This is a genomic window from Aminiphilus circumscriptus DSM 16581 (assembly GCF_000526375.1).
Classification (GTDB): Bacteria; Synergistota; Synergistia; order Synergistales; family Aminiphilaceae; genus Aminiphilus; species Aminiphilus circumscriptus.
Map to the genome: position 1 here is coordinate 470,328 of NZ_JAFY01000007.1, position 23,430 is coordinate 493,757.

General features: G+C 63.8%; 19 protein-coding genes and 1 other annotated feature. Of the genes, 7 read left to right on the forward strand and 12 right to left on the reverse strand.

Annotated features, from left to right (window positions below; all coding sequences use genetic code 11):
- The first annotated feature begins 278 nt into the window (after positions 1–278).
- From ftsH to hydA, 3 genes are all read left to right on the forward strand, one after another.
- Positions 279–2,159, forward strand: coding sequence for an ATP-dependent zinc metalloprotease FtsH (gene ftsH / locus K349_RS0113030; RefSeq protein ID WP_029166207.1), 1,881 nt, complete (start codon positions 279–281; stop codon positions 2,157–2,159).
- Positions 2,156–2,569, forward strand: a complete 414-nt coding sequence (locus K349_RS0113035; RefSeq protein WP_029166208.1) for a secondary thiamine-phosphate synthase enzyme YjbQ — start codon at positions 2,156–2,158, stop codon at positions 2,567–2,569. Before ftsH ends, K349_RS0113035 begins: the two co-directional genes overlap by 4 nt.
- A gap of 365 nt (positions 2,570–2,934) precedes the next feature.
- Positions 2,935–4,287, forward strand: coding sequence for a dihydropyrimidinase (hydA, locus tag K349_RS0113040; RefSeq protein WP_029166209.1), 1,353 nt, complete (start codon positions 2,935–2,937; stop codon positions 4,285–4,287).
- 54 nt (positions 4,288–4,341) lie between these two features.
- On the opposite strand, the gene K349_RS0113045 is transcribed toward hydA, so the two are convergent.
- Positions 4,342–5,736 (reverse strand): AbrB family transcriptional regulator, encoded by a 1,395-nt coding sequence (locus K349_RS0113045; protein ID WP_274703394.1) that lies wholly within the window; start codon positions 5,734–5,736, stop codon positions 4,342–4,344.
- On the opposite strand from K349_RS0113045, the gene K349_RS0113050 reads away from it, so the two are divergent.
- The 4 genes from K349_RS0113050 to K349_RS0113070 all read left to right on the forward strand — a co-directional run bounded on the left by K349_RS0113050 (position 5,639) and on the right by K349_RS0113070 (position 10,344).
- Positions 5,639–6,433: an NAD-dependent deacylase gene (locus tag K349_RS0113050; RefSeq protein WP_084460390.1), complete on the forward strand. Its 795-nt coding sequence runs from the start codon at positions 5,639–5,641 to the stop codon at positions 6,431–6,433. The genes K349_RS0113045 and K349_RS0113050 overlap by 98 nt on opposite strands.
- Positions 6,434–6,435: 2 nt before the next feature.
- Positions 6,436–6,990 (forward strand): transcription repressor NadR, encoded by a 555-nt coding sequence (locus K349_RS0113055; protein WP_029166212.1) that lies wholly within the window; start codon positions 6,436–6,438, stop codon positions 6,988–6,990.
- 58 nt (positions 6,991–7,048) lie between these two features.
- Positions 7,049–8,077, forward strand: coding sequence for a PTS sugar transporter subunit IIC (locus K349_RS0113060; RefSeq protein ID WP_029166213.1), 1,029 nt, complete (start codon positions 7,049–7,051; stop codon positions 8,075–8,077).
- Positions 8,078–8,693: 616 nt separating this feature from the next.
- Positions 8,694–8,927: a binding site (T-box leader), on the forward strand.
- A 97-nt stretch (positions 8,928–9,024) separates the two neighbouring features.
- Positions 9,025–10,344, forward strand: a complete 1,320-nt coding sequence (locus K349_RS0113070; RefSeq protein WP_029166215.1) for an argininosuccinate synthase — start codon at positions 9,025–9,027, stop codon at positions 10,342–10,344.
- A 343-nt stretch (positions 10,345–10,687) separates the two neighbouring features.
- Here K349_RS0113070 and dapB read toward each other — a convergent pair whose 3' ends face one another.
- From dapB to purC, 11 genes are all read right to left on the reverse strand, one after another.
- Complete coding sequence (gene dapB / locus K349_RS0113075; protein WP_029166216.1) at positions 10,688–11,482, reverse strand: 4-hydroxy-tetrahydrodipicolinate reductase; 795 nt, start codon at positions 11,480–11,482, stop codon at positions 10,688–10,690.
- Positions 11,483–11,696: 214 nt separating this feature from the next.
- Complete coding sequence (locus tag K349_RS0113085) at positions 11,697–12,674, reverse strand: TIGR01212 family radical SAM protein (RefSeq protein ID WP_029166217.1); 978 nt, start codon at positions 12,672–12,674, stop codon at positions 11,697–11,699.
- A gap of 3 nt (positions 12,675–12,677) precedes the next feature.
- The gene (purD, locus tag K349_RS0113090; RefSeq protein WP_029166218.1) at positions 12,678–14,471 is read right to left on the reverse strand and encodes a phosphoribosylamine--glycine ligase; all 1,794 of its coding nucleotides are present in this window, start codon (positions 14,469–14,471) and stop codon (positions 12,678–12,680) included.
- A gap of 28 nt (positions 14,472–14,499) precedes the next feature.
- On the reverse strand, positions 14,500–16,029 hold the full coding sequence (purH, locus tag K349_RS0113095) for a bifunctional phosphoribosylaminoimidazolecarboxamide formyltransferase/IMP cyclohydrolase (protein ID WP_029166219.1): 1,530 nt from the start codon (positions 16,027–16,029) through the stop codon (positions 14,500–14,502).
- Complete coding sequence (gene purN / locus K349_RS0113100; RefSeq protein WP_051464373.1) at positions 16,016–16,630, reverse strand: phosphoribosylglycinamide formyltransferase; 615 nt, start codon at positions 16,628–16,630, stop codon at positions 16,016–16,018. Before purN ends, purH begins: the two co-directional genes overlap by 14 nt.
- Complete coding sequence (gene purM, locus K349_RS0113105; RefSeq protein WP_084460391.1) at positions 16,630–17,697, reverse strand: phosphoribosylformylglycinamidine cyclo-ligase; 1,068 nt, start codon at positions 17,695–17,697, stop codon at positions 16,630–16,632. The genes purN and purM overlap by 1 nt, the downstream gene beginning before the upstream one ends.
- 41 nt (positions 17,698–17,738) lie before the next feature.
- Positions 17,739–19,112: an amidophosphoribosyltransferase gene (gene purF / locus K349_RS0113110; protein WP_029166222.1), complete on the reverse strand. Its 1,374-nt coding sequence runs from the start codon at positions 19,110–19,112 to the stop codon at positions 17,739–17,741.
- Between the two features lie 3 nt (positions 19,113–19,115).
- A complete protein-coding gene (gene purL, locus K349_RS0113115) occupies positions 19,116–21,275 on the reverse strand; it encodes a phosphoribosylformylglycinamidine synthase subunit PurL (RefSeq protein WP_029166223.1) in 2,160 nt (719 codons plus the stop codon).
- Between the two features lies 1 nt (position 21,276).
- Complete coding sequence (gene purQ, locus K349_RS0113120) at positions 21,277–21,978, reverse strand: phosphoribosylformylglycinamidine synthase subunit PurQ (protein ID WP_029166224.1); 702 nt, start codon at positions 21,976–21,978, stop codon at positions 21,277–21,279.
- Positions 21,975–22,232, reverse strand: coding sequence for a phosphoribosylformylglycinamidine synthase subunit PurS (gene purS / locus K349_RS0113125; protein ID WP_029166225.1), 258 nt, complete (start codon positions 22,230–22,232; stop codon positions 21,975–21,977). The genes purQ and purS overlap by 4 nt, the downstream gene beginning before the upstream one ends.
- Positions 22,232–22,951, reverse strand: coding sequence for a phosphoribosylaminoimidazolesuccinocarboxamide synthase (gene purC, locus K349_RS0113130; protein ID WP_029166226.1), 720 nt, complete (start codon positions 22,949–22,951; stop codon positions 22,232–22,234). Before purC ends, purS begins: the two co-directional genes overlap by 1 nt.
- Between the last annotated feature and the right edge of the window lie 479 nt (positions 22,952–23,430).

Below are 23,430 nucleotides of genomic sequence, written 5' to 3' on the forward strand. Positions count from 1 at the left end.
GGGCCAGCCCCCAAAAGACGTCCACCAGGGCGTTTTTCGGAACGACGCGGCAGTTTCTTCGGGAGTTTTCGACTTCAAGGGAAGGACTTCCGGAGCGTGAACCGGGAGGAGTCGAGGTGGGTGCGTGCGGCTTTCGCAACGGAAGGCTCGAACATGCCTAGGATGACCCACTCGGAAGAGTCTCTGTTGCGGTTGAAGTGTCCCCTCCATGTAGAGTCAAGAGGCGCAGCGGGGAAAAGAGAAAGAAAAAAGGTCCGGCAAAGAGGGGAGGTGGGAACGTGGATCCGAAACGGAAGCAGAAACAGATGAAATTCTCCATGGGGTATATGCTGATAGCCCTGCTGGTCGTTTGGCTTTTCAACGACCTGATTTTCCGCCCTCTCTTCATCAGCGAGACCGAAGTGACCTACAGCGATTTCCTGAGGGATCTCGAAGCGGGCAAGGTGGAGCACGTCTCCATTGGCGGCGACAGAATTCTTTTCAATCTCAGAAACGAGAGCACCGGCAAGACGGGACTCCGGAACGCGGTGCGCGTGGATGACCCGCAAATCGTGGAGCGGCTCCTCAAAGCGAAAGTTCCCTTCGAAGCCCAGAGCCAGGCAAAGGGACTTGTAGAGGCCCTTCTTGGCTGGGTGCTGCCTTTCCTGCCGCTTCTCGTGATCTGGTACTTCTTCTACAAGCGCATGTCCGAAGGCGGCGCGGGGGTCATGTCCATCGGCAAGAGCAAGGCCCAGGAGATCCACGGAGAGCTGACGGGCATCAAGTTCTCCAACGTGGGTGGCGTGGGGGAGGCGGAGGTGGAGCTGCGGGAGATCATCGACTATCTCAAGGAACCCTCCCGGTTTAACCGCCTTGGGGCCAAGTTGCCCAAGGGCGTCCTGCTCGTTGGGCCTCCCGGAACGGGAAAGACGCTTCTCGCCAAGGCAACTGCGGGAGAGGCGGGAGTTCCCTTTTTCTTTCTCACCGGATCGAGCTTCGTGGAGATGTTCGTCGGCGTCGGGGCCGCACGGGTGCGGGATCTCTTCGAGCAGGCCAAGCGCAAGGCTCCCTGCATCATTTTCATCGACGAGATCGACGCCATCGGCCAGGCCCGCTCCTCCGTCGCCGCCGTGGGCGGCAACAGCGAGCGGGAGAACACGCTGAATCAGCTCCTTGCGGAGATGGACGGTTTCGCTCCCAACACGGGAGTGGTCATCATGGCCGCCACGAACCGCCCGGAAATCCTGGACCAGGCACTGCTCAGGCCGGGGCGGTTCGACCGGCAGGTGCAGGTGGTGCTCCCTTCCGAGTCGGGGCGCCTTGAGATTCTCCGCATCCACACCCGGGAAATGCCCCTGGACCAGGACGTCAGCCTGGAACGGCTCGCTAAGGTCACCCCGGGCTTCTCCGGGGCCGACCTTGCGAACATCGCCAACGAGGCGTCCCTTCTCGCGGTGCGCCGCAAGGGGGAGAGCGTCACCATGGCCGATTTCGACCTCGCCATCGAGCGCGTCGTGGCGGGACTCCAGCGCAAGACTCCTCTCTCGGGGGAGGTGCGGCGCAAGGTGGCCTACCACGAGGCGGGGCATGCCCTCGCCGCCCATTACCTTCCCCACACCGATCCGGTGCACAAAGTGAGCATCATCCCCACCGCGAAGGGCGCGCTGGGATATACCATGCAGATGCCCGAGGAGGACCGGTACCTCATCGGCGAGGAGGAACTCCGCTCCCGCATGGCGGTCATGCTTGGGGGGCGGGCGGCGGAGCTTCTGGTCTTCGGCGAGGCCACCACGGGCGCCGCGAACGATCTGGAGCGGGTCACCGAGGTGGCGCGGCGGATGGTCACGGAGTTCGGCATGTCCTCCCGGCTGGGGCCGGTGCGCTATGCCGCGCCGGCGGGCATGTACCTTCAGGGCATGGCAGGAGGGCGGAGTGACCTGAGCCCCGAGACTATCGCCTGCATCGACGAGGAGATCCGGCAGCTCGTCAAGGAATCTCAGGAGAGAAGCCTCGATATTCTCCGGAAACACGAGACGGCGCTCCACGAGGTGTCCCGGATCCTCCAGGAAGAGGAGATCATCAGCGGCGAGCGGATTCGCTGGATCGCCGAAGAGTGCGACCGGAACGGAGTGTCCGTTCCCGGAGGCAAGAACGGAAACGACGTGGGAGGAACGGCATGAGAGCACATACGGAATATCTCTGGTTTTCGACGAAGGAGCGCCGGGAGATTCTGCGCATCACCCAGGATGTGGAGCGCGTGGTGGAGCGGAGCGGCATCCGGGAGGGCATGGTTCTGGTTTCGGCTATGCACATCACGGCGGCAATTCTCGTGAACGACGACGAGCCCGGGCTCCACGAGGACATTTGGGAGTGGCTCGAAACGCTCGCTCCGGCCCGACGGGACTACCGTCACCACAGGACCGGCGAGGACAACGGGGACGCTCATCTGAAGCGCATTCTCGTGCATCACCAGGCGCTCGTCCCCATCACCGAGGGACGGCTCGACCTCGGCCCCTGGGAGAGCCTCTTCTATCTCGAGTGCGATGGGCAGCGGAAGAAGCGGGTGATCGTGAAGGTCATGGGAATCTAGCGTTTTTCCCTCGCGTTCATGTTCCTCTCCGTTCCTCACCCTTTTTTCGGGGTTTGGGTTTTTCCGAACTCTCGGGACCACGGACCTTGGACAAGGGGCACGTAGAATGGACGGAGGGGCTGCGCTCGTCTCTGTTCGTGATTGTGGCGCACCTGAGAACCAACGCTCCCATGGCTTGGGGTGAAGGAAGCATGTTCCATTTCTGTGGTGCCTCGGTAAAGTCCAGGTGTCGCAGTCACAACTTTGGGAGGAAAGACAGGTTTTGCGGTGTTTCGGGAGATTCCAACGTCGTAACGTCCTTGCCTCGGAAGAGAGGGAGGCAGTGGGAGGCGCCGGAAAGGCAACGATTCTCGGGAGGTGTCCTCATGTTCGATCTGGTCGTCAAGGGTGGTACGGTGGTCACGTCTCGGCACTGCTTTCGGGCCGACGTGGCGATTTGCGGCGAATCCATCGCCGCCGTCGGAGAGGGACTGGAGGGGCGGCGGGTTCTTGACGCGGAGGACAGACTCGTCCTTCCCGGCTGTATCGACGCCCACGTCCACCTCGATCTTCCCGTGGGAAAATTCCGGTCGAGCGACGATTTCGCCTCGGGAACGCGGGCGGCGCTCTGCGGTGGTGTGACCACCCTGGTGGATTTCACCGTGGGGAGTGCCGAGACCACTCTTGCCGAGGACATCCGGGTCCGCCTGGAGGCGGCCCGCGCCTCCGTGACGGATTACGCGCTGCACGGAGAGATCGTCGGATGGCAACGCTCCAGGGCCGGAGAAATCCGGGAGGCCCTGGAAATGGGCGTCCGGAGCTTCAAGTTTTTCACCGCCTACGGTGCCTCGGGGCGGCGCACCGACAGGGGGCGCCTGCTCGACGCCTTCGGCGTCCTCTCCGGCGTGAACGCTCTCGCCCTGGTTCACGCGGAGGACGAGGAGATCGTGACCTCCCTCCAGGAGGAACTTTCGCCGGAGGAGGAGTGCATGGTCTCTCTCGCCCGGACTCGTCCTGCCTCGTGCGAAGCCGCGGCGATCCATGACGTGGCCTGGATCGCCGCCCGGACGGGGACACGGGTGCACATCGTCCACGTGAGTTCCCGGGACGGCGTGGAGGAGGTGCGGCAGGCCCGGCGGCGCGGCGTTTCTCTCACCGCCGAGACCTGTCCTCAGTATCTGCTCCTTACGGAGAAGGTTTATGCAACGGAGGAGGGGCACCTCTACTCCGCCGCGCCCGCCCTGAGGACGGCGATGGACCGAGAGGCGCTCTGGAAGGCCCTGGCGTCGGGAGAGCTGGACATGGTCGCCACCGATCACTGTCCCTTCACCCGGGAGCAGAAGTGCTGGAAAGGATCGTTCCGGAACCTTCCCTATGGTCTTCCCGGCGTGGAGACGCTCCTTCCCCTGCTTCACTCCGAAGGCGTCGTCAAAGGACACCTTTCTCTTCCGGCGCTGGTCCGGCTTCTCGCGGAGGCGCCCGCACGCATCAACGGCCTTTATCCGCACAAGGGGTCCCTTCTCCCCGGAGCCGACGCGGACCTGGTCGTCCTCGACCCCCACGAGACATGGACCCTCTCCGCGAAGACGCTGCACATGCGGACCGATTTCTCCCCCTACGAAGGGCTTGCCGTAACGGGAAAGGTCTGCGCCACTCTCTCCCGGGGAGAACTCGTCTTCGCCGACGGGACATTTCTGGGACATGCTGGAAGGGGACGTTTTCTGGCAGTGCGGTTCTGAGCGGGATCGCCCCGGATGCGGGCGTTTCCGCGACGAGTTTTGGGAGGCTGAGCGCTAGGAGAGCAGCAGCCACTTGAAAAGCGGGGGCATGACGATCAGAATCGTGAAGAGGCGGATCAGGTGGAGGATGCTCACGGCCACGGGATCCGCGCCGATATCCTCGGCGATGATGCCCATCTGGGAGAGCCCACCCGCGCAGGTGGAGACGAAGCAGGTCATGATGTTCCAGCGGGTGAGTCTGTACAGGAGGAAGGCCAGCACGAACCCCCAGAGGAGCATGAACACTGTGGTGAAAAGGATGGGCAGGAGCAGATTTCCCAGGGAGCGGAGCATCTGCATGTCGAAGCGGCTTCCGATGATCGCTCCGAGGCCGATTTGGGCGACCGTGCGGAGCTTCGGGGGTAATTCCGCAAGGCGAATGCCGAAGAATCCCAGAATTCCCGTGGAGAGAAAGGCTCCGAGAAACGCTCCGGCGGGGACGTGGAGGAAGGAGAAGAGCGCTCCCCCCGCCGCGGCCACCGACACCGAGAGGAGACGACCGCCCGCAGCGAGAGGGGGTGTCGTTCCGCCGTTTCTCGTGGATGCCCCTTTCGCTTCCCGCCTCGCAGGTTTCTTTTCCGGGGAACAGTGCGAGGTATTCGCTCCGCCGCCGAAGCGGCGCTGTACGTAGGGTGTCAGAAGGGGAACGCAGAAGAGCACCGAGGCGAGGCGCAGGGATTGGAGCAGCGCCACCATGGCGGGATTGCCTCCCAGAGAGAGGGAGAGGAGACTCATTTCCGCCACACCCCCCGGAACGGAGGAGAGCAGTGCCGTTGCGAGGTCGAGGGAAGTAAACCGGTAGAGCAGCGCTCCCGTGAGCAGTGCGGCGACAAGCCACCAGATGCTCACGAGCATGGCTGGTTTTCCCATGATGCGGAGCACCTGACGTGTTTCCGGGGTAACCCGAAAGCCGATGAAAAGCCCCAGAAGGATCTGGAGGAGAACGTTGAAGAGCGGTGGAGCGACGACATGTCCCGCGCCGAGCATGGTGAGCGCTCCCGCGGAGAACATGGCTCCCACGATGGGAGCGGCAGGCATCCGCAGCCTTTCAAGGAGAAACCAGCCAGGAATCCCGAAGGCGAAGAGTTTGGCGATCTCGATAAACCAGGTCATGTGTCGGCCTCCAGAGCCGCGTCGAGTGTTTCGGACTGCGCGAGCGGGAATGAATATGGACGTGTTACGAGTATTCTTTGTATAACATAATACGCTGAGGCAGAGGGTTTTTCGAGGGGCAATTCCCTCCGTGCGGTTCCGGCCAATTTCCTCTTGTCGGATCTGTTTCGGAAGCGCCCCGAAAGAAGGGAGGTTCCGTATGGCGAATGCGCGACAGGAACGGGAACAGAAACAGGGCGATTCGGAACGGACCTTCGCGACGGTGCTGGCGGAGCGGATTCTTCGGGGCGAGGGCATCACGGTCTTCACCGGAGCTGGCATGAGCACCGAGTCGGGCCTGCCGGATTTCCGGTCTCCCCAGGGGCTGTGGAAGGACCGGGATCCGAGGGAGTTCGCCACGCTGTGGGCTCTGGAGCGAAATCCCGAGGCGTTCCGAGAATTTTACCGGTGGCGCATCGAAACGCTCCTCGCGGTGCAACCCAACCGGGGGCACCATATCCTGGCGGAATGGGAGCGGCGGGGCATCGTTCGGTGCGTCATTACCCAAAACGTGGACGGCCTGCATGGAATGGCCGGTTCGCGGAACGTCATTCCTTTGCACGGCGACCTGCGCAGTCTTCGCTGTTCCCGGTGCCGGCAGGAATACGGGGCGGAACTCTTTCTGAAGCGACACGAGTGCCCCGACTGCGGCGGAGCGCTCCGGCCCAACGTAGTCCTCTTCGGCGAGAACCTGCCCGAACGGGCCATGGAGGAGGCGGAGGAAGCGGCTGCTTCGGGAGGGCTCTTCCTGGTCCTTGGCTCGTCCCTCACGGTGTCCCCCGCCAACTGGTACCCCCGTCTCGCCAGGGCCTCCGGAGCCTTTCTCGCCATCGTGAACGCCGAACCGACACCGCTCGACGGTCTGGCTCACGCGGTCTCCCGAAGAGCCATCACGGAGGAGCTCCGGGCTGTGGATGCGCTGCTGCACGATGCAGGATCGGAAGGAGGGCGTTGACCATGCCTCTCAGGGGGGAGGACCGCCGCAAGGAGATCCTGGCTCTCCTGTTCCGGGATGCGTCCAACCACAAGGGAAGCGATCTGGCCCTCCGTTTCGGTGTGAGCCGTCAGGTCATCGTGCAGGACATGGCGATCCTCCGCGCCGCGGGCGTTCCTGTCCTCTCGACGCCCCAGGGGTACGCGCTTCTCGGCGACGCGGCGCCACAAGGAGAGGTGCGCCTTCTCGTGACGCGCCACAGGACGAACGACGCCATGGAGGAGGAACTCTGCCTCATCGTGGACAACGGAGGCAAGGTCCTCGATGTGGTGGTGGAGCACCCTCTTTACGGTGAGATGACGGGCGCCCTCATGCTCGCCTCCCGGGCGGACGTGGCGGAGTTCATGGAGAAGGTTCGCGGGGAGGGCGTCACGCCCCTCTCCGCGCTCACGGACGGGCTCCATCTGCACCATGTGGAGGTCCGGGACGGAAAGATCTTCGAACGGATCCGCGCCGCCCTGCGCAAGGCGGGATACTTGATCGAAAGCGACGAGGCTGGTATAGTGGCGGAACGCTAGGTGACAAGACACTTGTAAAGTCATTTTGCGAACCCTGTCCACGAGAGGATGCGTTGCCATGAACCGGCCCAAAGAGAGAACAGTCGCGTTTCGGGAGTACCTGGTGAACGTGTTGAACGGAATGGCCCTGGGGTTGTTCTCGTCCCTCATCATCGGGCTGATTCTCAAGCAGCTTGGCACACTTCTCGGGGTGGAGCAGCTTCTGCGTTTCGGCACGGTGGCCCAATACCTCATGGGACCGGCCATCGGCGCCGGGGTCGCCTTCAGCGTCAAGGTGCCTCCTCTCGGGCTCTTCGCGGCCATCGCGGCGGGAGCGATCGGCGCTGGAACAGTGACGCCGGGAGCATCCGGAATCGTCTTCCAGATCGGGGAGCCCGTGGGAGCTCTCGTGGCGTCCCTTGCCGGCGCTGAGTTCGCCCGTCGTATCGCCGGGCGGACCGGGGTGGACATCGTCCTCGTTCCCGCCTGCACCATCCTTGTCGGAGGACTGGTGGGCATCACCGCCGGTCCTGTCGTGGCAAAGGGCATGGCGCTTCTCGGCGATGCGGTCAATCTGGCCACCCAGCTCCATCCTCTTCCCATGGGCATTCTCGTGGCGGTTCTCATGGGCATGATTCTCACGCTTCCCATCAGCAGCGCCGCTCTCTCCATCTCCCTCGGCCTTTCCGGGCTCGCCGCGGGCGCTGCTACCGTGGGGTGCGCCTGCCAGATGATCGGCTTCGCAGTGCAGAGTTACCGCGAGAACGGCGTGGGAGGGCTTCTTTCCCAGGGGCTCGGCACATCCATGCTACAGATGCCCAACATCGTGCGCAACCCCTGGATCTGGGTGCCGCCTACACTGGCCGGAGCGTGCCTCGGTCCCGTTGCGACGGTGCTCTTCCACATGGAGAACAGCCGTATCGGAGCGGGCATGGGCACCAGCGGCCTCGTGGGACAGCTCGCGACGCTGGACGTCATGGGTGCCGGGGCCTGGCCTGGCATTCTCCTGCTTCATTTTCTTTTTCCCACGGTTCTCACCCTGGTCTTCGCCGCCGTTCTCCGGCGACGGGGTCTCATTCGCGACGGAGACATGAAGCTCTCCCGGTAATGCCCAGAGGCGTCGGGGGGGCGATCAGCCGGAGAGATCGCATCTCAGACACTGCGCAACGTCCGAGAGTGTCGGGGCGAGCCGTCCTCGTACCGTTGGTATTTCTGTGACACCCCGTTCCGCTGCTTTGGACTTTTGTGCGCTTCCTCCGTCCTCGTTAAAATGTCATCCGAGTATGGGGCAATGAAGCGGAGAATGTTTTCCCGTTCCCTGGAAGCGCAACGCGTTTTGTCTCCGGGGCGACCACGCCCCTTCTGCCGGATTGTGCGGGAGCCCTCCGAAGCATGTGTGCAACGCGCTTTGTCTCCGGGGCAGCCATGTCCCCCGAGAGAAAAGACGAGAGAAAAGAACCCATGGTTGCACCGAAACCGCCCTTTTCCGGAAAGCCCGTGACATGTTTCGTATCCGTAGGCGCGAGGAGAAATCGCGAAACGCCCTCCCTCCTCCATGACGCCCGCCTTCGTATCCGTAGGCGCGAGGAAAAATCAGGGTTGACAATTGCCGCTTCCGTGATACAATCTTCCACAACTTAGTTTCGAGGAGGATTGCTGTGAACGCTCTGCATGGCTTCCGGCGAGCTAGACGCATAAGACCTGTGACCGCCTTCATTTCCCAGAATCGGGTGATGACGGGGAGAGTAGGTCGTCGTCTCGTCGCCAGAGAGGAAGCGCCTTAGGCTGAGAGCGTTTCCCGGCGAACACGGCTGAAGAGAACCTCCGAGCCCGCTCCGAAGAAAGGACGAAAGTCCAAGTAGGAGCACGGAAGCCTCCGTTATAGGGCGTCGAGAGGGAAGAATCGGCAACGCTTCTTCCAAGTAGGGTGGTACCGCGGGTTAATGCCCGTCCCTTGTTATGAGGGACGGGCATTTTTTTTATCCTGGCGAACTTCGAGTCGAAAAAACGGAATTCGGGACGATGTGCCCAACAATTACAAAGGAGGAGACGACAATGACGTGCAGCAAAAAGGCAATGGCAATGCCCAAATGTGAGGAATACAAGGGAAAGGTCGTTCTGGCCTACAGTGGAGGGCTCGACACCTCCGTGGCAATCGCATGGCTCAAGGACCAGGGATACGACGTGGTGACCTTCACGGCGGACGTCGGTCAGAGCGTGAACCTCGAGGTAGCAAAGGACAAGGCCCTCAAGACCGGTGCGTGTAACGCCTACGTGATGGATCTCACCTCCGAGTTCGTCTCTGATTTTGTCTGGCCCGCCCTGAAGGCGAATGCCATGTACCAGGGGACCTACCCCCTCAACTCCGCACTCTCCCGTCCTCTCATCGCCAAGTACCTGGCCTGGATCGCCAAGGAAGAAAATGCTGTTGCGGTCGCTCACGGCTGTACTGGCAAGGGGCAGGATCAGGTCCGCTTCGAGGTGTGCGCCAAGGCGAACCATCCCGACCTGAAGGTCATCGCCCCCGTCCGGGACTGGCATTTCTCCCGGGACGCGGAGATTGCCTACGCGGCGGAGCACGGCATTCCCGTTCCCGCGGAGGGGTCCGGTGTGTACAGCATCGACGAGAACCTCTGGGGTCGTTCCATCGAGTGCGGTATTCTCGAAAACCCCTGGAACGAGCCTCCCTCCGACGCCTTCACCCTCACCAAGGATCCTTGGGATACTCCGGACACGCCCCTATATCTGGAGGTGACCTTCGAGAAGGGAATTCCCGTGGCGCTGGATGGAGAAACGCTCGACGGTCCCACCCTCATCAAAAAGCTCAACAAGATCGCCGGTGACTACGGCGTGGGACGGATCGACATGCTCGAGGATCGCCTCGTGGGCTTCAAGAGCCGTGAAGTGTACGAATGCCCCGGCGCCCATGTTCTGATCTCCGCCCACAAGGCTCTCGAAACGCTTACGCTCTCGAAAGACGTGCTCCAGGGGAAGGTCGCCATGGAACAGCAGTATGCCAAGATGACCTACGAGGCGAACTGGTTCTCCCCCTACAAAGAAGCCCTGGACGTCTTCTTCGACCACGTGAACCAGTACGTGAACGGCGTCGTGCGGCTGCGCCTCTACAAAGGGCAGGCCGTGGTGGTGGGGGTCAAGTCGCCGAACGCCCTCTACAAGGAAGATCTCGCCACCTATTCCGAGGGAGATGCCTTCGACCACGATGCCGCGGTGGGCTTCATCAAGATCTGGGGGCTGCCCGTGGTGACCTGGCGACAGGAGCATCCCGCCGACCTCGGCGCGCTGCAGCTGCTCCCGGGGATGAAGGTCTCCGCCGAGGAGACTGTTCCTCTGAACAACGCTGTGGGGGGCAAATAGGAGAGTCCCGCCTCCGTCTTTCCTGTCGGAGAAGATGTCGGAACCATCTCTGGAGGCAATCTCCGGAGACGCCTCCGATATCTTAGAGGTCCGAACGGCACAGGTTTCCCGTTGCGAAAGAGCTTCCGAAAGAATCGAGGTCTCAGGCACCGGAGAATCGAAGAAGGCCTGGATTCGGGAGGAACGGACAGGATACTCTTCACAGTCACCTCCGGAACGAACGCAGACGCTCCCGGGATTGTGCCCGGGAGCGTCTGCTCATTTTTCGTTTTACGGGGGTTTCCGGAATGTTCCGGAGAAGAAGTGCTCCGGCGGCAACCCCTTTCGTGGGCGATGTGTTCGGTCAGCTCACCTCGCGTAGGCTGCGGAGCAGTGTTCCCGGGGGCAGGGTCGGGAGCGTGCGCGCCACGAGAAAAACGCCGTCCACGTAGACGTCGCTCGAGAAGTCCCGAACCTCAATGCGGATGATCTCATCCTTGCGGGCGAGGGTGATCTCGTGTTCCGAATGGCCTCCCGGAACGGGAAGGCGCTCGGAGTGGACGGGAACGCCGTCGATGTTGCCGCCGAGCACGCTCTTGAAGATCTCGCGGCTCTGAACCTCTCCCAGGGATCCCGTGGCGGCGGCGTGTTTCGCCAGCATGGCCGCCGTGCCGCTCGGGGCGTTGGCCATAGTCGCCGGATGACGATCCAGGATGGTCACGTAGGGGTAGAACTTCCGGGCCTTTTCGAGGAAGTCCAGGACCAGGTTGATGCCGAGGCCGAAGTTGGGGATCACCGCCCAGCGGAGGCGTTTCTCCGCGACAAGGCGTTCCACCCGGGCCATGTTCTCGTCGTCGAGCCCCGTGGTGCCTACCACTGCGATGAGCCCTCGCTCGGCGTAGCACTCCAGATTTTTCATGAGAATCGTCGCAGAGGTGAAGTCGATGACGAGGTCTGGTTTTGCCGTCTCCAGCCCCTTTGCGAGATCCCCCGACGCGGTGATGCCCAGGGGCTCGATGCCCGCCAGCGTGCCCAGATCCTTCCCCGCCTCGCGACACCATCCTCCCGCGAGTCGCAGATCCTCCGAGACCGCCAGGGCGCGGACGAGACTGCGCCCCACGTTGCCCGATGCGCCGGATACAAAAACTTTGATGGTCATCTTTCGTTCCCTCCCTCTGCGAGCGTGTGCTTCCTTCGGCGAAAGAAGGAGCCGATATGCCGCCGGACCGAAACCTGTACCGGAACATCGGGAGCGTCACAGGTCTTGAAAGAGGCGGTCCCGTGGAACTCCGAGCCGACGGGCACGGTCTCTCTTCCGGAAAAGAAGCATCACGAAAGAAGTATCACGAAGGAAGAAATTGTGCAATTCCCATCTACGGCTGCGGTGTCCTTCGGGCGATCATGTCCTCCAGCCGGGCGAGGACGTCGTTCTTGCGGGCGATCCATTCCGGGGCGATGAGCCGGGGTGGGTGGGCATCGGCGGTGAGGCGCTGGACGATTGTCCCCTCGGGAAGGGCGAAGAGGGCGCCGACGAGGCATCGGCAGTAGTCGTCAAGGGAGAGTGGGGTGAAGGTCCCCTCGCGGTAGAGCCGCTCCAGTTCGGTGTCCCGGAGGACGTGCAGCGGATGGAACTTGACGGCCTCCGCGCCGAGGCGGGTCACGAAACGAGCGGAACGTTCGAGCTGGTCTTGTGCCTCGCCGGGGATGCCCGCGACGAGGTGGGCGCAGAGGTGTAGTCCTCTTTGTCGGGCGCGGGAAAAGGCGTCTTCGACGGCCCCTAGGTCGTGTCCGCGGTTGAGCCAGGCGAGCCCTGCGGGGTCGGTGGTCTGGACTCCCAGTTCGAGCCAGATTTGAAGCGTTTCCGGGAAGGGAGGACAGGTTCCTTCCGTGTTGCCCCGGACGGTGTCCTTTTGGAGGACGGGGCGCTCCGCAAGGGAGGCCAGAAAATCGAGCACGCTCTCGGGAACGAGGTCGGGGCGTGTGCCCACGGCCACGCCCACAACGGTGATGGCCCGGGACGCCTCCGCCAGTGCCTCCTCCACGCGACGGCGCAGCTCCTCCAGGGGGAGGAATGTGGCGGAATAGCTCTGAAAGTAGAGGATCGCCCTGGTGGCACCGAAGCGGCGCAGACAAGTCTCGGCCCCTTTTCGGACCTGTTCCGCCAGGGAGATTCCCGAGAGGGCGGCGCCGCTTCCGCCGCCCCGGGCATCACAGAAGATGCACCCCTTCCGTTGGAGCCCCTCTCGGTGGGGACAGCCGGCTCCGAGATCGAGGGAGATCTTGTGCACCCTGGCGCCGTAGGTCTCCCGGAGGACGGTGGACCACATGTGCCAGGGGTGATGTACGGACACTGTCTACGCGTCCTCTCCGTCCGAAGAAAAGGCCGCCTCCGGCGCCAGCGGCAGGGGCGCGAGCTTCTCCCGCGAGAAGGCCACTCCCCGTGCCGCCTCGGCGATCCATGCGTCGAGGCGCGTCGCCGTGTCGCGGTCCTGCAGGGCCAGTATTCTCACGGTGAAGAGCGCCGCGTTGCGTCCACCGTTGATGCCCATGGAGGCCACGGGGACGCCCGGAGGCATCTGAGCCACTGCGAGGAGCGCGTCCATGCCGCCGAGGGTTCCCGACGCAACGGGGACCCCCACCACGGGAAGTGCGGTGTGGGCCGCAAGTACTCCCGGCAAAGCTGCGGAAAGTCCCGCCACGGCGATGATCGCCTTCAAACCCCGGGGAGCGGCGTTTCGTGCGTAGGCGGCGACGGCGTCGGGAGTCCGGTGGGCGGAGGAGACGGTGACCTCGTAGTCGATGTGAAGCTCGTCGAAAGTCTTGGCGATCTCCTTCGCGAGGGGCGCGTCCGAAGCCGAGCCCAGGACGATGCCGACGAGAGGTGCGGAAAGCGCCTTGGAGGCGATGTCCCGCCGGAAGTGGACATCCTTGAAGAAGATCTTCTCCACCCCCGCATAGGCGCGCTGCCGGGCCTCGCGGAGCGACTCCGCCACGCCCACCACGGTGAGCACCCGTCCTCCCGCGGTCTCGACGCCCGCGTTTCCGAAGACTGTTCCCGCGTGAAAGACCGTGACGCCTTCCCGTTCTGCCGCGTCGATGCCCGAGATGGGATAGCCCTTCGTGTAGGCGTCGGGGTAGCCCCCCGAGGCGAGGACGACGCCCACGGCGGCCTTCTGCTCCCCGGGCCAGGCGATGCGGTGCAGCTCGCCCCGGCAACAGGCGGCGAAGACCTTCGCCCAGTCCACCCGAAGTGCGGGAAGCACCACCTGTGCCTCGGGATCGCCGAAGCGTACGTTGTACTCCAGAAGCAGGGGATTCCCCTGCACGACCATGATGCCCGCGTAGAGGACGCCGCAAAAGGGAATGCCCTCCTCGGCGAGCCCCCTCACCGTGGGTTCGAGGACCTGGGTCCGGATTTTCTCGAGCAGGGCCGGCGTTGCCTGGGGGACCGGCGTGTAGGCGCCCATGCCCCCCGTGTTCGGTCCCCGGTCTCCGTCGCAGGCGCGTTTGTGGTCCTGGCTGAGAGGAAGGATGCGGATCGTTTTGCCGTCCGTCACGGCGAGGACCGTGACCTCCCATCCCGGCAGATGGTCCTCCACCACGATTTGTGCTCCCGCGTCGCCGAGGACACGCTCTTCGAGAAGCGCCCGGCAGATCCGCTCGGCCTCTCCCGCCGAATCGGGGAGGAATGCGCCCTTTCCTGCGGCGAGTCCGTCCGCCTTGACGACGAAGGGCGCCCTGCGTGCCGCGAGGGCCTTTTTCGCCTCGTCGAGGGTGGTGCAGACCGCGAATGGTGCCGTGGGAATGCCGTGGCGCTCCATGAAACGCTTGGCGAAGACCTTGCTTCCTTCGAGACGCGCCCCCGCTGCTCCGGGACCGAAGACGGCGAACTCCTTTTTCCGGAGGGCGTCCGCCACTCCCGCCACGAGGGGTGCCTCGGGACCGATGACGACGAGGTCGGCGGAAAGTGCCTCCGCGAGGGCCGTGACTCCTTCGGCATCCGTGATGTCCACGCCGTGAAGCGTCGCGAGGGAGGCAATGCCCGCGTTGCCTGGTGCGCAGTGAAGCGCCTCCGTGAGAGGGCTTGCCCGCAGGGCCATTGCCAGCGCATGTTCCCTGGCCCCGCCACCGAGAAGTAATATCTTCATGGTCGTCCTCCTTGGATGGGTTTGAAACTCAATGGCGGAAGGTTCGCCGTCCGCTGAGGAACATGGAGACTCCGGCCTTGCGGGCGGCCTCGGCCACGTCCTCGTCTCGCAGGGAGCCTCCGGGTTGGATGATCGCCGCGATACCCGCGGCGGCGGCGTGCTCCACACCGTCCGGAAAGGGGAAGAAGGCGTCTGAGGCGAGAACCGCTCCCCGGCTTTGCTCTCCCGCCTGTTTCACCGCCCAGTCCACTGCGTCCACACGGCTGGTGAAGCCCCGTCCGATGCCGAGGGTGCAGCCGCCCGAGACGATGGCGATGGCGTTGCTCTTGCTCAGCGCCGCGATTTTCCAGCCGAAGAGCAGGTCCTCCCAGAGGTCTGGGCGGGGGGTACCGATCCATTCGCCGCCCGAGGGCGTGGGCAGTTCGGGAAGCGCGTCGTCCTGAAGCAGCATGCCGCTCCAGGTGCTCCGGAACTCCACGGGGAAGACTCGGCCGCCCTTCCAGCGGAGCACGCGGAGATTGGGGCGGCTCTTTCTGAGAAGGTCCAGCCCCTCCTCGTCGTAGTCGGGGGCCACGACGATCTCCAGGAACTGTTCCGCAAGAGTGTGGCACGTGGCCAGGTCCGCCCTACGAGTGAAGCCCACGATGCCACCGAAGGCGGAGACGGGATCGCACTCCCGGGCTCTGAGGAAGGCTTCGGAGGGCGTTTTTCCGGTGGCGGCTCCGCAGGGGGTAGTGTGCTTCACCACGAGAGCGGCACAGGTGTCCGCGAGAAGAGCGCTGCCCCGGAGAGCTGCGTCGAGGTCGAGGATGTTGTTGTACGACAACGGCTTTCCTCCCAATTGCTCCCAGGGAAGGTCCGACAGGGGCGGCAGAAGCAGGGTTGCCCGCTGGTGAGGGTTTTCGCCGTAACGGAGTTCCTGGGCGGCGCGAAGACCGAGGACGCGCACCGGTTCCTCCGGGCCGCTCGCTGTGCCGAGTTCCGCCTGGAGCCCCTGGACGATGGTAGCGTCGTAGAGGGATGTGGCGGCAAAGGCCGACAGGGCGAGGCGCTGCCTTGTGGCGGAGGTCACGTTTCCCTCGGCGCGGAGTTCGTTGAGCACGGTCTCGTAGTCGCCGGGGCAGGGGACGACCACCACGTGGAGATAGTTTTTCGCCGCCGCCCGGAGGAGGGTGATGCCTCCGATGTCGATGTGCTCCAGAAGTTCCGCCAGGTCGGCGCCGCTCCGGGCCACCTCCTCGAAGGGATAGAGATTGCAGACCACCATGTCCAGAAGGGGGATTCCGTGGGCGTTCACGTCCGCCATGTCCGCGGGAAGGTTCCTCCGGGCGAGGATGCCTCCGGCGATGGCGGGGTGCAGGGTCTTCACGCGTCCGCCGAGAAGATGGGGATAACCGGTGAGATCCGCCACTTCGGTACAGGCGATGCCCGCTTCGGCGAGGGCCTTTGCGGTTCCTGAGCTGGAGACGATCTCCCAGCCCATGTCGGCGAGGGTTCGTGCGAAGGGGACGATCCCTTCCTTGTTCCATACAGAGAGAAGTGCTCTACGGGTGTTCACGGCGCATGCGCCTCCTTCCTGTCTTTGTGAAACGTCCTTCCAGGAGATCTTTAAGGCAGCGCCAGTACAGATCGTGCTCCACGCAGTGGATGCGCTCCTCGAGGCGGGCCGGAGTGTCGTTCTCCTCTATGGGTACCGCCGCCTGGGCGAGAATGGGGCCGTGATCGACTCGTTCGTCCACGAGATGGACCGTCACTCCCGTGACCTTCACGCCGTAGTCCCAGGCCTGGCGAATGGCCTCGCTCCCCGGAAAGGCGGGAAGGAGGGAAGGGTGGATGTTCACGATTCTCTCCGCGAACTCGTGGACGAAGGATGCGGAGAGGACCCGCATGAAACCCGCGAGGACGATCCACGAGGCGAGGTGTTCGTGCACTGCCGCGGCGAGCGCTCGCTCGGCCCGCTCCCGGCCCAGTTCGGCATAGGAGCAGACAACGGTGGGAAGGCCGAGGGTTCGGGCCGTCTCGATGCCCGGCGCTCCCTCCCGGTCGGCGGCGACGAAGGCGATCTCCGCGGAAAGGCTGCCGTCCCGGATGTGTTCAGCGATGGCGGTCATGTTCGATCCCCTTCCGGAGATGAAGAGGGCGATCCGCGAGGGCATCATCACGCCGCACCTTGCTGGACGACCTCGCCGAGGACGAAGGGATCTCCCGCGGAGGTCCGGAAGGAGGCGAGGGTCTTCCGGAGATCCGCCTCATCATCGGGGGAGACGACGAAGACGAATCCCGCACCGAGGTTGAAGACCCGGCGCATCTCCTCCTCGGCGATGCCGAGGGAGGCGAGAAGGGAAAACACCGCCGGCCGCTTCCAGGAGCCGTAGTCCACGGCGGCTCGGTATTTCCCGAGGACCCTGTTCACGTTCTCCTCCAGGCCGCCTCCCGTGATATGAGCCATGGCCTTCACCACACCGGTACGGGCCGCAGCGAGGGCCTCCCGGACGTAGAGCTTGGTGGGGCGAAGCAACGCCTGTCCCAGCGGTTCATCGAGTCCAGGAGGAGTTGCGGCGAGAGAGAGTCCCGCTTTTTCGACGGCCCTGCGGACGAGGCTGAAGCCGTTGCTGTGCAGCCCGGAACTCGGCAGCGCCACGAGAAGATCGCCGGATGCCACGCCTGAGCCGTCCACCAGGCGCTCCTCCTCCACCATGCCCACGGCGAATCCCGCCAGGTCAAATCCCTCCCGGGGATAGACGCCGGGCATCTCCGCCGTCTCGCCGCCCAGAAGAACACAGTCCGAGGCGGCGCAGGCGTTCACGATATCCTCGACCACTTCGGCGTAGCGCTCTGAATCGAGAAAGCCGCAGGCGATGTAGTCGAGAAAGAAGAGCGGCACGGCGCCGCAGGTGACGAGGTCGTTCACGTTCATGGCCACCAGGTCCTGGCCGAGTCCGCGGAGGTTGCCGACCTCCCGGGCGATTTCCAGCTTTGTTCCCACTCCGTCGCAGCAGGCCGCGAGAAGTTTTCCTCCGCCGATGCGGAACAGCCCGGAGAAGCCTCCGATGCCTCCGGCGACGCGGGGATCCTTTCCCCCGCGCTCCACGAGGGAGCGGATCACGCCTACCCAGGCGTTTCCTCTGTCGATGCTCACGCCAGCGCTCTCGTAGCGCAGAGCACTCTCCTTGCCGGACGTTTCCTCCCCCGCGACGCGGGAGCGGGGGAACGCGTAGTCGTCCATGTTCGTCCTTCCCTTCCTTGCGAAGTCGGTCCCTGCTCTGTTCAGGAGATCTCCAGGTCGAGGCCGTTCTCCTCGTCCATGTAGTCGCCGCAGAAACAGGCGGTGCAGACGGAATTCTCGGGCTTGCCGATGGCGGCGAGCAGGTCCTCTCGGGAGAGATAGGCCAGCGTGTCCGCGCCGACGAGACGCTCCAGGGCCTGTCTGTCCAGTCTGGCCGCGGCGAGTTCCTCGCTGGTGGGAGTGTCGATGCCGTAGTAGCAGGGGAAACGCACGGGTGGGGAGGCGATGCGGAGGTGCACTCCCTTCGGAGATGCCTCGCGGATCATGGAGATGATCCGCTGGGAGGTGGTGCCCCGCACGAGGGAATCGTCCACCACCACCAACTCTCTTCCGGCGATGCAGGCCTCGATGGGGTTCAGTTTGATCCGAACGCCGAGTTCCCGAACCCGTTGGGTGGGCTGGATGAAGGTGCGCCCCACGTAGCGGTTTCTGGTGATGGCCTTCTCGTAGGGAATGCCCGCCTCCTGGGCGAAGCCGATGGCTGCGGGGGTACCGCTGTCGGGCATGCCCACCACGAAATCCGCCTTCGCGACGGGAGTCCGTCTCGCCAGATAGTTGCCGAGGCGCTTTCGTGTCTCGTAGACGGAGATGCCGTCGATGACGCTGTCCGGGCGGGCGAAGTAGACGTATTCGAAGGCGCAGGAGTAGCAACGCTTCGCCTTGTGCGAGATTGAGAGGGAGCGGAACCCCTCGTCGCCGATGAGCACCACCTCTCCGGGAGCGACGTCCCGGACGAACTCGGCGCCCACGATGTCCAGAGCGCAGCTCTCCGACGCGACGTAGAAGACGTCCTCCCGTCGGCCCAGCACGAGAGGACGGAATCCCCAGGGATCCCGGGCGGCAACGAGGCGACCGTCCAGGAGAACCGCCAGGCTGTAGGCCCCCCGAAGGCGGAGCAGGGCTGAGAGGAGCGCATCCAACGAGGGTTTGTGCGCCTGGTGTGCCATGAGATGGAGGATGACCTCCGTGTCCGACGTGGAGTGAAAGATCGCTCCCCGTCCCTGGAGATACGCCCGGATTCCGTCCGCGTTGGTGAGATTGCCGTTGTGGGCGATGGCCACGTGCCCCCTGGCGTAGGTGGCGGTCAAGGGTTGGGCGTTGGCGAAGAAGGATCCTCCCGCGGTGGAATAGCGCACGTGTCCCACCCCGACCGAGGCGGGAGTTCTGGCGAGTTCCTCCTGGCGAAGGGCCTCGTGGACGAGCCCCATGCCCTTCGCGGTGGAGAGTTCACGGCCATCGAACCAGGCGATGCCCGCCGATTCCTGGCCGCGGTGCTGCAGCGCGTAGAGGCCGAGATAGATGTCCTCCAGAACGGGTCTCGATGTGGTGGAAAAGGCTCCGAAGACGCCGCACACGGCTCATCGCCTCCAGCTGTCGCGAAGTTCCGCGAGAGAGAGGGAGAAACCCCGCTTCACGTCGAGGATGTTCCCCGTGGCCACGCCCAGTTCCGTGAGAGGGAAGCCGCGCCAGATGTTGCGGAAGAGTGGAAGGGACACGGATGGCACCGCGTAGAGTGCTCTGGGACCTCCCTCTCCGAAGAGGAAGACATCGGGCCGCGTGGGAATCTGCACATCCAGGCGAGCGCCGATGCCGGACTCCATAGCCTCCTTGGCGAGGGCCACGGCGAGGCCTCCTCCCGCAAGGGCGCGGGCACTCCGGGCGGCCCCTTCTTTTGCGGTGCGGCGTGCCCGAGCGGCGAAATCCTGTTCCGCCCCGGCGTCGAAGGAAAGCGTCTTTCCTCGCAGCAGGCCGAAGGTGCGCAGGAGGTAGCGGCTCGCCCCCAGAGCGGCACTGGGCATTCCCGCGAGAAAGAGGTGGTCCCCCTCACGCCAGCGGCTCCACGGAAGAAATCCGTCGAGATCGGAAAGGAGTCCTGCGGCGACCACGAGAGGAGTGGGAAGGATTTTCCTCTGGGGGGTTTCGTTGTAGAGGCTCACGTTCCCCGAGACAACCGGGCAGGAAAACGCCCTTGCGGCGTCCGCCATGCCCTGGACGCACTCCCGCATCTCCCAGAAGACCTCCGGATCCTGGGGCGAAGGGAAGTTGAGGCAGTTCGTCCATCCAAGGAGGTCCGCTCCGCAGACCGAGAGGGAGCGCAGGGAGCGGGCCAGCGTCTCCGCGCCGCCGCCTCTGGGATCGGTGCGGCACTTCCAGGGGTCGGCCTCCATGGAGAAGGCGACGAAGACCGGAGATCTGTCTCCGCGGAGAACGCGAAGAACGCTCACCGGGCCTCCCGGCCCGAGCACCGTGTTGGTCTGGACCATGGAGTCGTACTGCTCGCTGATCCAGGCCTTGTTCCCCAGATTGGGGTCTTCCAGAAGCGAGCGGAGAACGGCGCCGAGATCCTTCGGCGGGGAAAGTTCCTCCACCTTGAGCCGCTGCCGCTCCTCCAGGTCTCGTGGTTCGCGGGAGGGCCAGTGGATGATGGGGGCGTTGCCTCCGATGAAGGCTGGAGGAAGATCCACCACCGTCACGCCTCCGGCCTTCATGACGAAGCGGCCGTCCCCGGTGGTCTCACCGAAGACCGTGCAGTCCAGTCCCCATTTTGCCGCTACCTGAAAAACCTGTTCCATGCGGTCCGGATTTACGACGAGAAGCATTCGCTCCTGGGATTCCGAAAGGGCGATCTCCCAGGGGGTCATGCCCTTTTCCCGAAGGGGGACGCGGTCCAGGTCCAGCACCATGCCCACGCCGCTCTTGGCGGCGATCTCGCTGGAGGAGGAGATGATTCCCGCGGCGCCCATGTCCTGCATGGAATCGATGAGGCGTTTCTCCAGAAGCTCCAGGCAGCATTCGATGAGGAGCTTCTCCGCGAAGGGGTCTCCGATCTGTACCTGGGGGCGACTGGCGCTGGTGTCCTCCGCCAGTTCCACCGACGCGAAGGCCGCTCCGGCGATGCCGTCCCTTCCTGTCTTTGCCCCCAGAAGCACCACGAGCCTGCCCGGTTGCGCCGTGTCGGAGCGCACCATGTCCTCCAGGCGGACGACTCCGGCGCAGAAGGCGTTCACGAGGGGATTTTCCGTGTAGGCCTCGTCGTAGACCGTCTTGCCTCCCACGGTGGGAACGCCCACGGCGTTGCCGTAGCCGCCGATGCCCGCCACGATGCCCTGCCGGAGCGCTTTGGTCTTCCGCAACTCCGGATCACCGAAGAAGAGACCGTCCATGGATGCCACGGGGCGCGCCCCCATGGCGAGAATGTCCCGGATGATGCCCCCCACGCCCGTTGCGGCGCCCTGGTAAGGCTCCACCGCGGAGGGGTGGTTGTGGCTCTCTACCTTGAAGGCGAGCCCGAAGCCCTCTCCGAGGTCCACGACGCCCGCGTTCTCCCCCGGCCCCTGGACGACTGCCTTCCCCTCGGTGGGGAAGAGGCGCAGCAGGGGGCGGGTGGATTTGTAGCTGCAGTGTTCGGACCACATGACGCCGAAGAGGCGCAGCTCTGTCTCGTTGGGAGTGCGCCCCAGTTCCCGAAGAATCGTCTTGTATTCGTTCTCCGTCAAGCCGACGGTACGGAAATCCACGTCAATGACCCCCTTCGATCCAGTTCGCGACGGACTGCCACACGAGGAGGCCGTCCCGTCCTCCCAGAACCGGGTCGCTCGCACGCTCCGGATGGGGCATGAGCCCGAGCACGTTGCCCCGCTCGTTGACGATACCCGCGATGTTGCGGAGCGAGCCGTTGGGGCTCGCCTCGGGCGCGACGGATCCCTCCGGCGAGGCGTAGCGGAAGACCACCTGTCCGCGCTGTTCCAGTCCGTTCAGCTCCTCTTCGGGAAGATAGAAGAGTCCCTCGTGGTGGGCGATGGGAAACTGCACCACCTGCTTCGGGCGGAACGCTCCGGTGAAAGGCGTGTCCGTCCGCTCCACCCGGAGTGTGCAGGGCTTGCAGACGAAGGTCAGCGTCTTGTTCGGCAGGAGTGCCCCCGGAAGGAGGCGTGCCTCGGTGAGGATCTGGAAACCGTTGCAGATGCCGAGCACCAGCCCGCCCGCATAGGCGTAGCGGCGGACGGCCTCCATGATGGGCGAGCGGGCGGCCATGGCGCCGGTGCGGAGATAGTCCCCGTAGGAGAATCCTCCCGGAAGGATAACCAGGTCCGTCGCGGCGGGAAGTGCCGGATCTCCGTGCCAAACCTGCGCGACGGGGCGCCCCGTGAAGGACGCGAGGGCCCTCACCGCGTCCTGGTCGCAGTTGCTTCCGGGAAAGACGACGACGGAGACGTTCATTGCTCCGCCGCCTCCAGGGAGATCCGATATTCCTCGATGAGTTCGTTCACGAGGAGGTCTTCGCACATGCCTCGGGCGAGTTCCCGTGCCTTTTCGGGGGTTGGGGCGTCAAGGAGGAGGTGGATCACCTTGCCCACCCGGACGTCCTCCAGTTCTCCATAGCCGAGCTGTTGCAGGGACTGGAAGACCGCCTTGCCCTGGATGTCCAGGACGCCGCTTTTCAGCGTCACGATGATTTCGGCACGGTGGCGCATCAGGCCCTCCCCTCTCCCGAGAGGCGGTTCCAGATGGTCTCGTAGGCTTCGAGAACGTTGCCGAGGTCCTTGCGGAAGCGGTCCTTGTCGAGGCGATCTCCCGAAGCGCGGTCCCAGAAGCGGCAAGTGTCGGGGGAGATCTCGTCGGCGAGGATGAGCGTTCCGTCCGCGGTCTTTCCGAACTCGAGCTTGAAGTCCACCAGGAGAATTCCTCTGCTCTCGAAGAGTGCCTTCAGAAGTTCGTTCACCCGGGTGGCGGTCTCCTTGATCTTTCTCAGATCCTCTTCCGACGCCCAGCCGAAGAGAAGGGCGTGATCCTCGGTGACCAGGGGATCGCCCAGAGCGTCGTCCTTGAGGTAGAACTCGATGAGGGGCCGGGGAAGCGTCATGCCCTCGGCGATGCCGAGGCGCTTGCAGAGGGAGCCCGTGGTGACGTTGCGCACCACTACCTCCAGGGGGAGGATGGTCACTCGTCGCACGAGCTGGTGTCTGTCGTCGAGAAGTTCGATGAAGTGGTTGGGGATGCCCTTTTCGGAGAGGTAGCGGAGAAGATGGGCGCTGATCCGGTTGGTGTAGGTTCCCTTGCCTTCGAGAGAGTCCTTTTTCAGAGCGTTGAACGCGGTGAGGTCGTTCTTGTATTCGAGAAGGAGCGTTTCCGGATCGTCCGTCAGGTACATTTTCTTTGCCTTGCCCTCGTAGAGAAAACGAGACTTATCCACTGCATGCACCTCCAGGGTTGCATTTTATACTGACATTATTTATCTCGTGAAGAAAAAAGTCAAGCATAAATCGCCCTTTTGCCGCGCTTTCGAAAGTCACCTGGAGAAATCGGTGAAAATACGTAGGAGAGGCTAGGGAGACTTCCGTATGCGGAAAACGTCTGCGAGGCGTATGGTCCATGTCATAGGGGATGTCTTTTCCCGGATGCATTTCCGCTGGAGAAACGCCTTTGCGGTGTGATGGAAAAAGGCACACGTTCCGTTTGGTCTCCCATCACGTCACGACGGGAGCATGGTATGTTTGTTTTCGGCCGGGCCGTCCTCATCTCCGTCCTTCTTCCGCACAGGGTGGTGACGGATCCGGAGGGGACGTTCGGAGTTATCGAAGGCTTTCCCCGGCGGGGGCGCCCCGTTCTGCCGTTACCTTTCTGAAACTTGACCTCGAAGGGGGAGGATGGATAATGAGGCTTATGCTGATT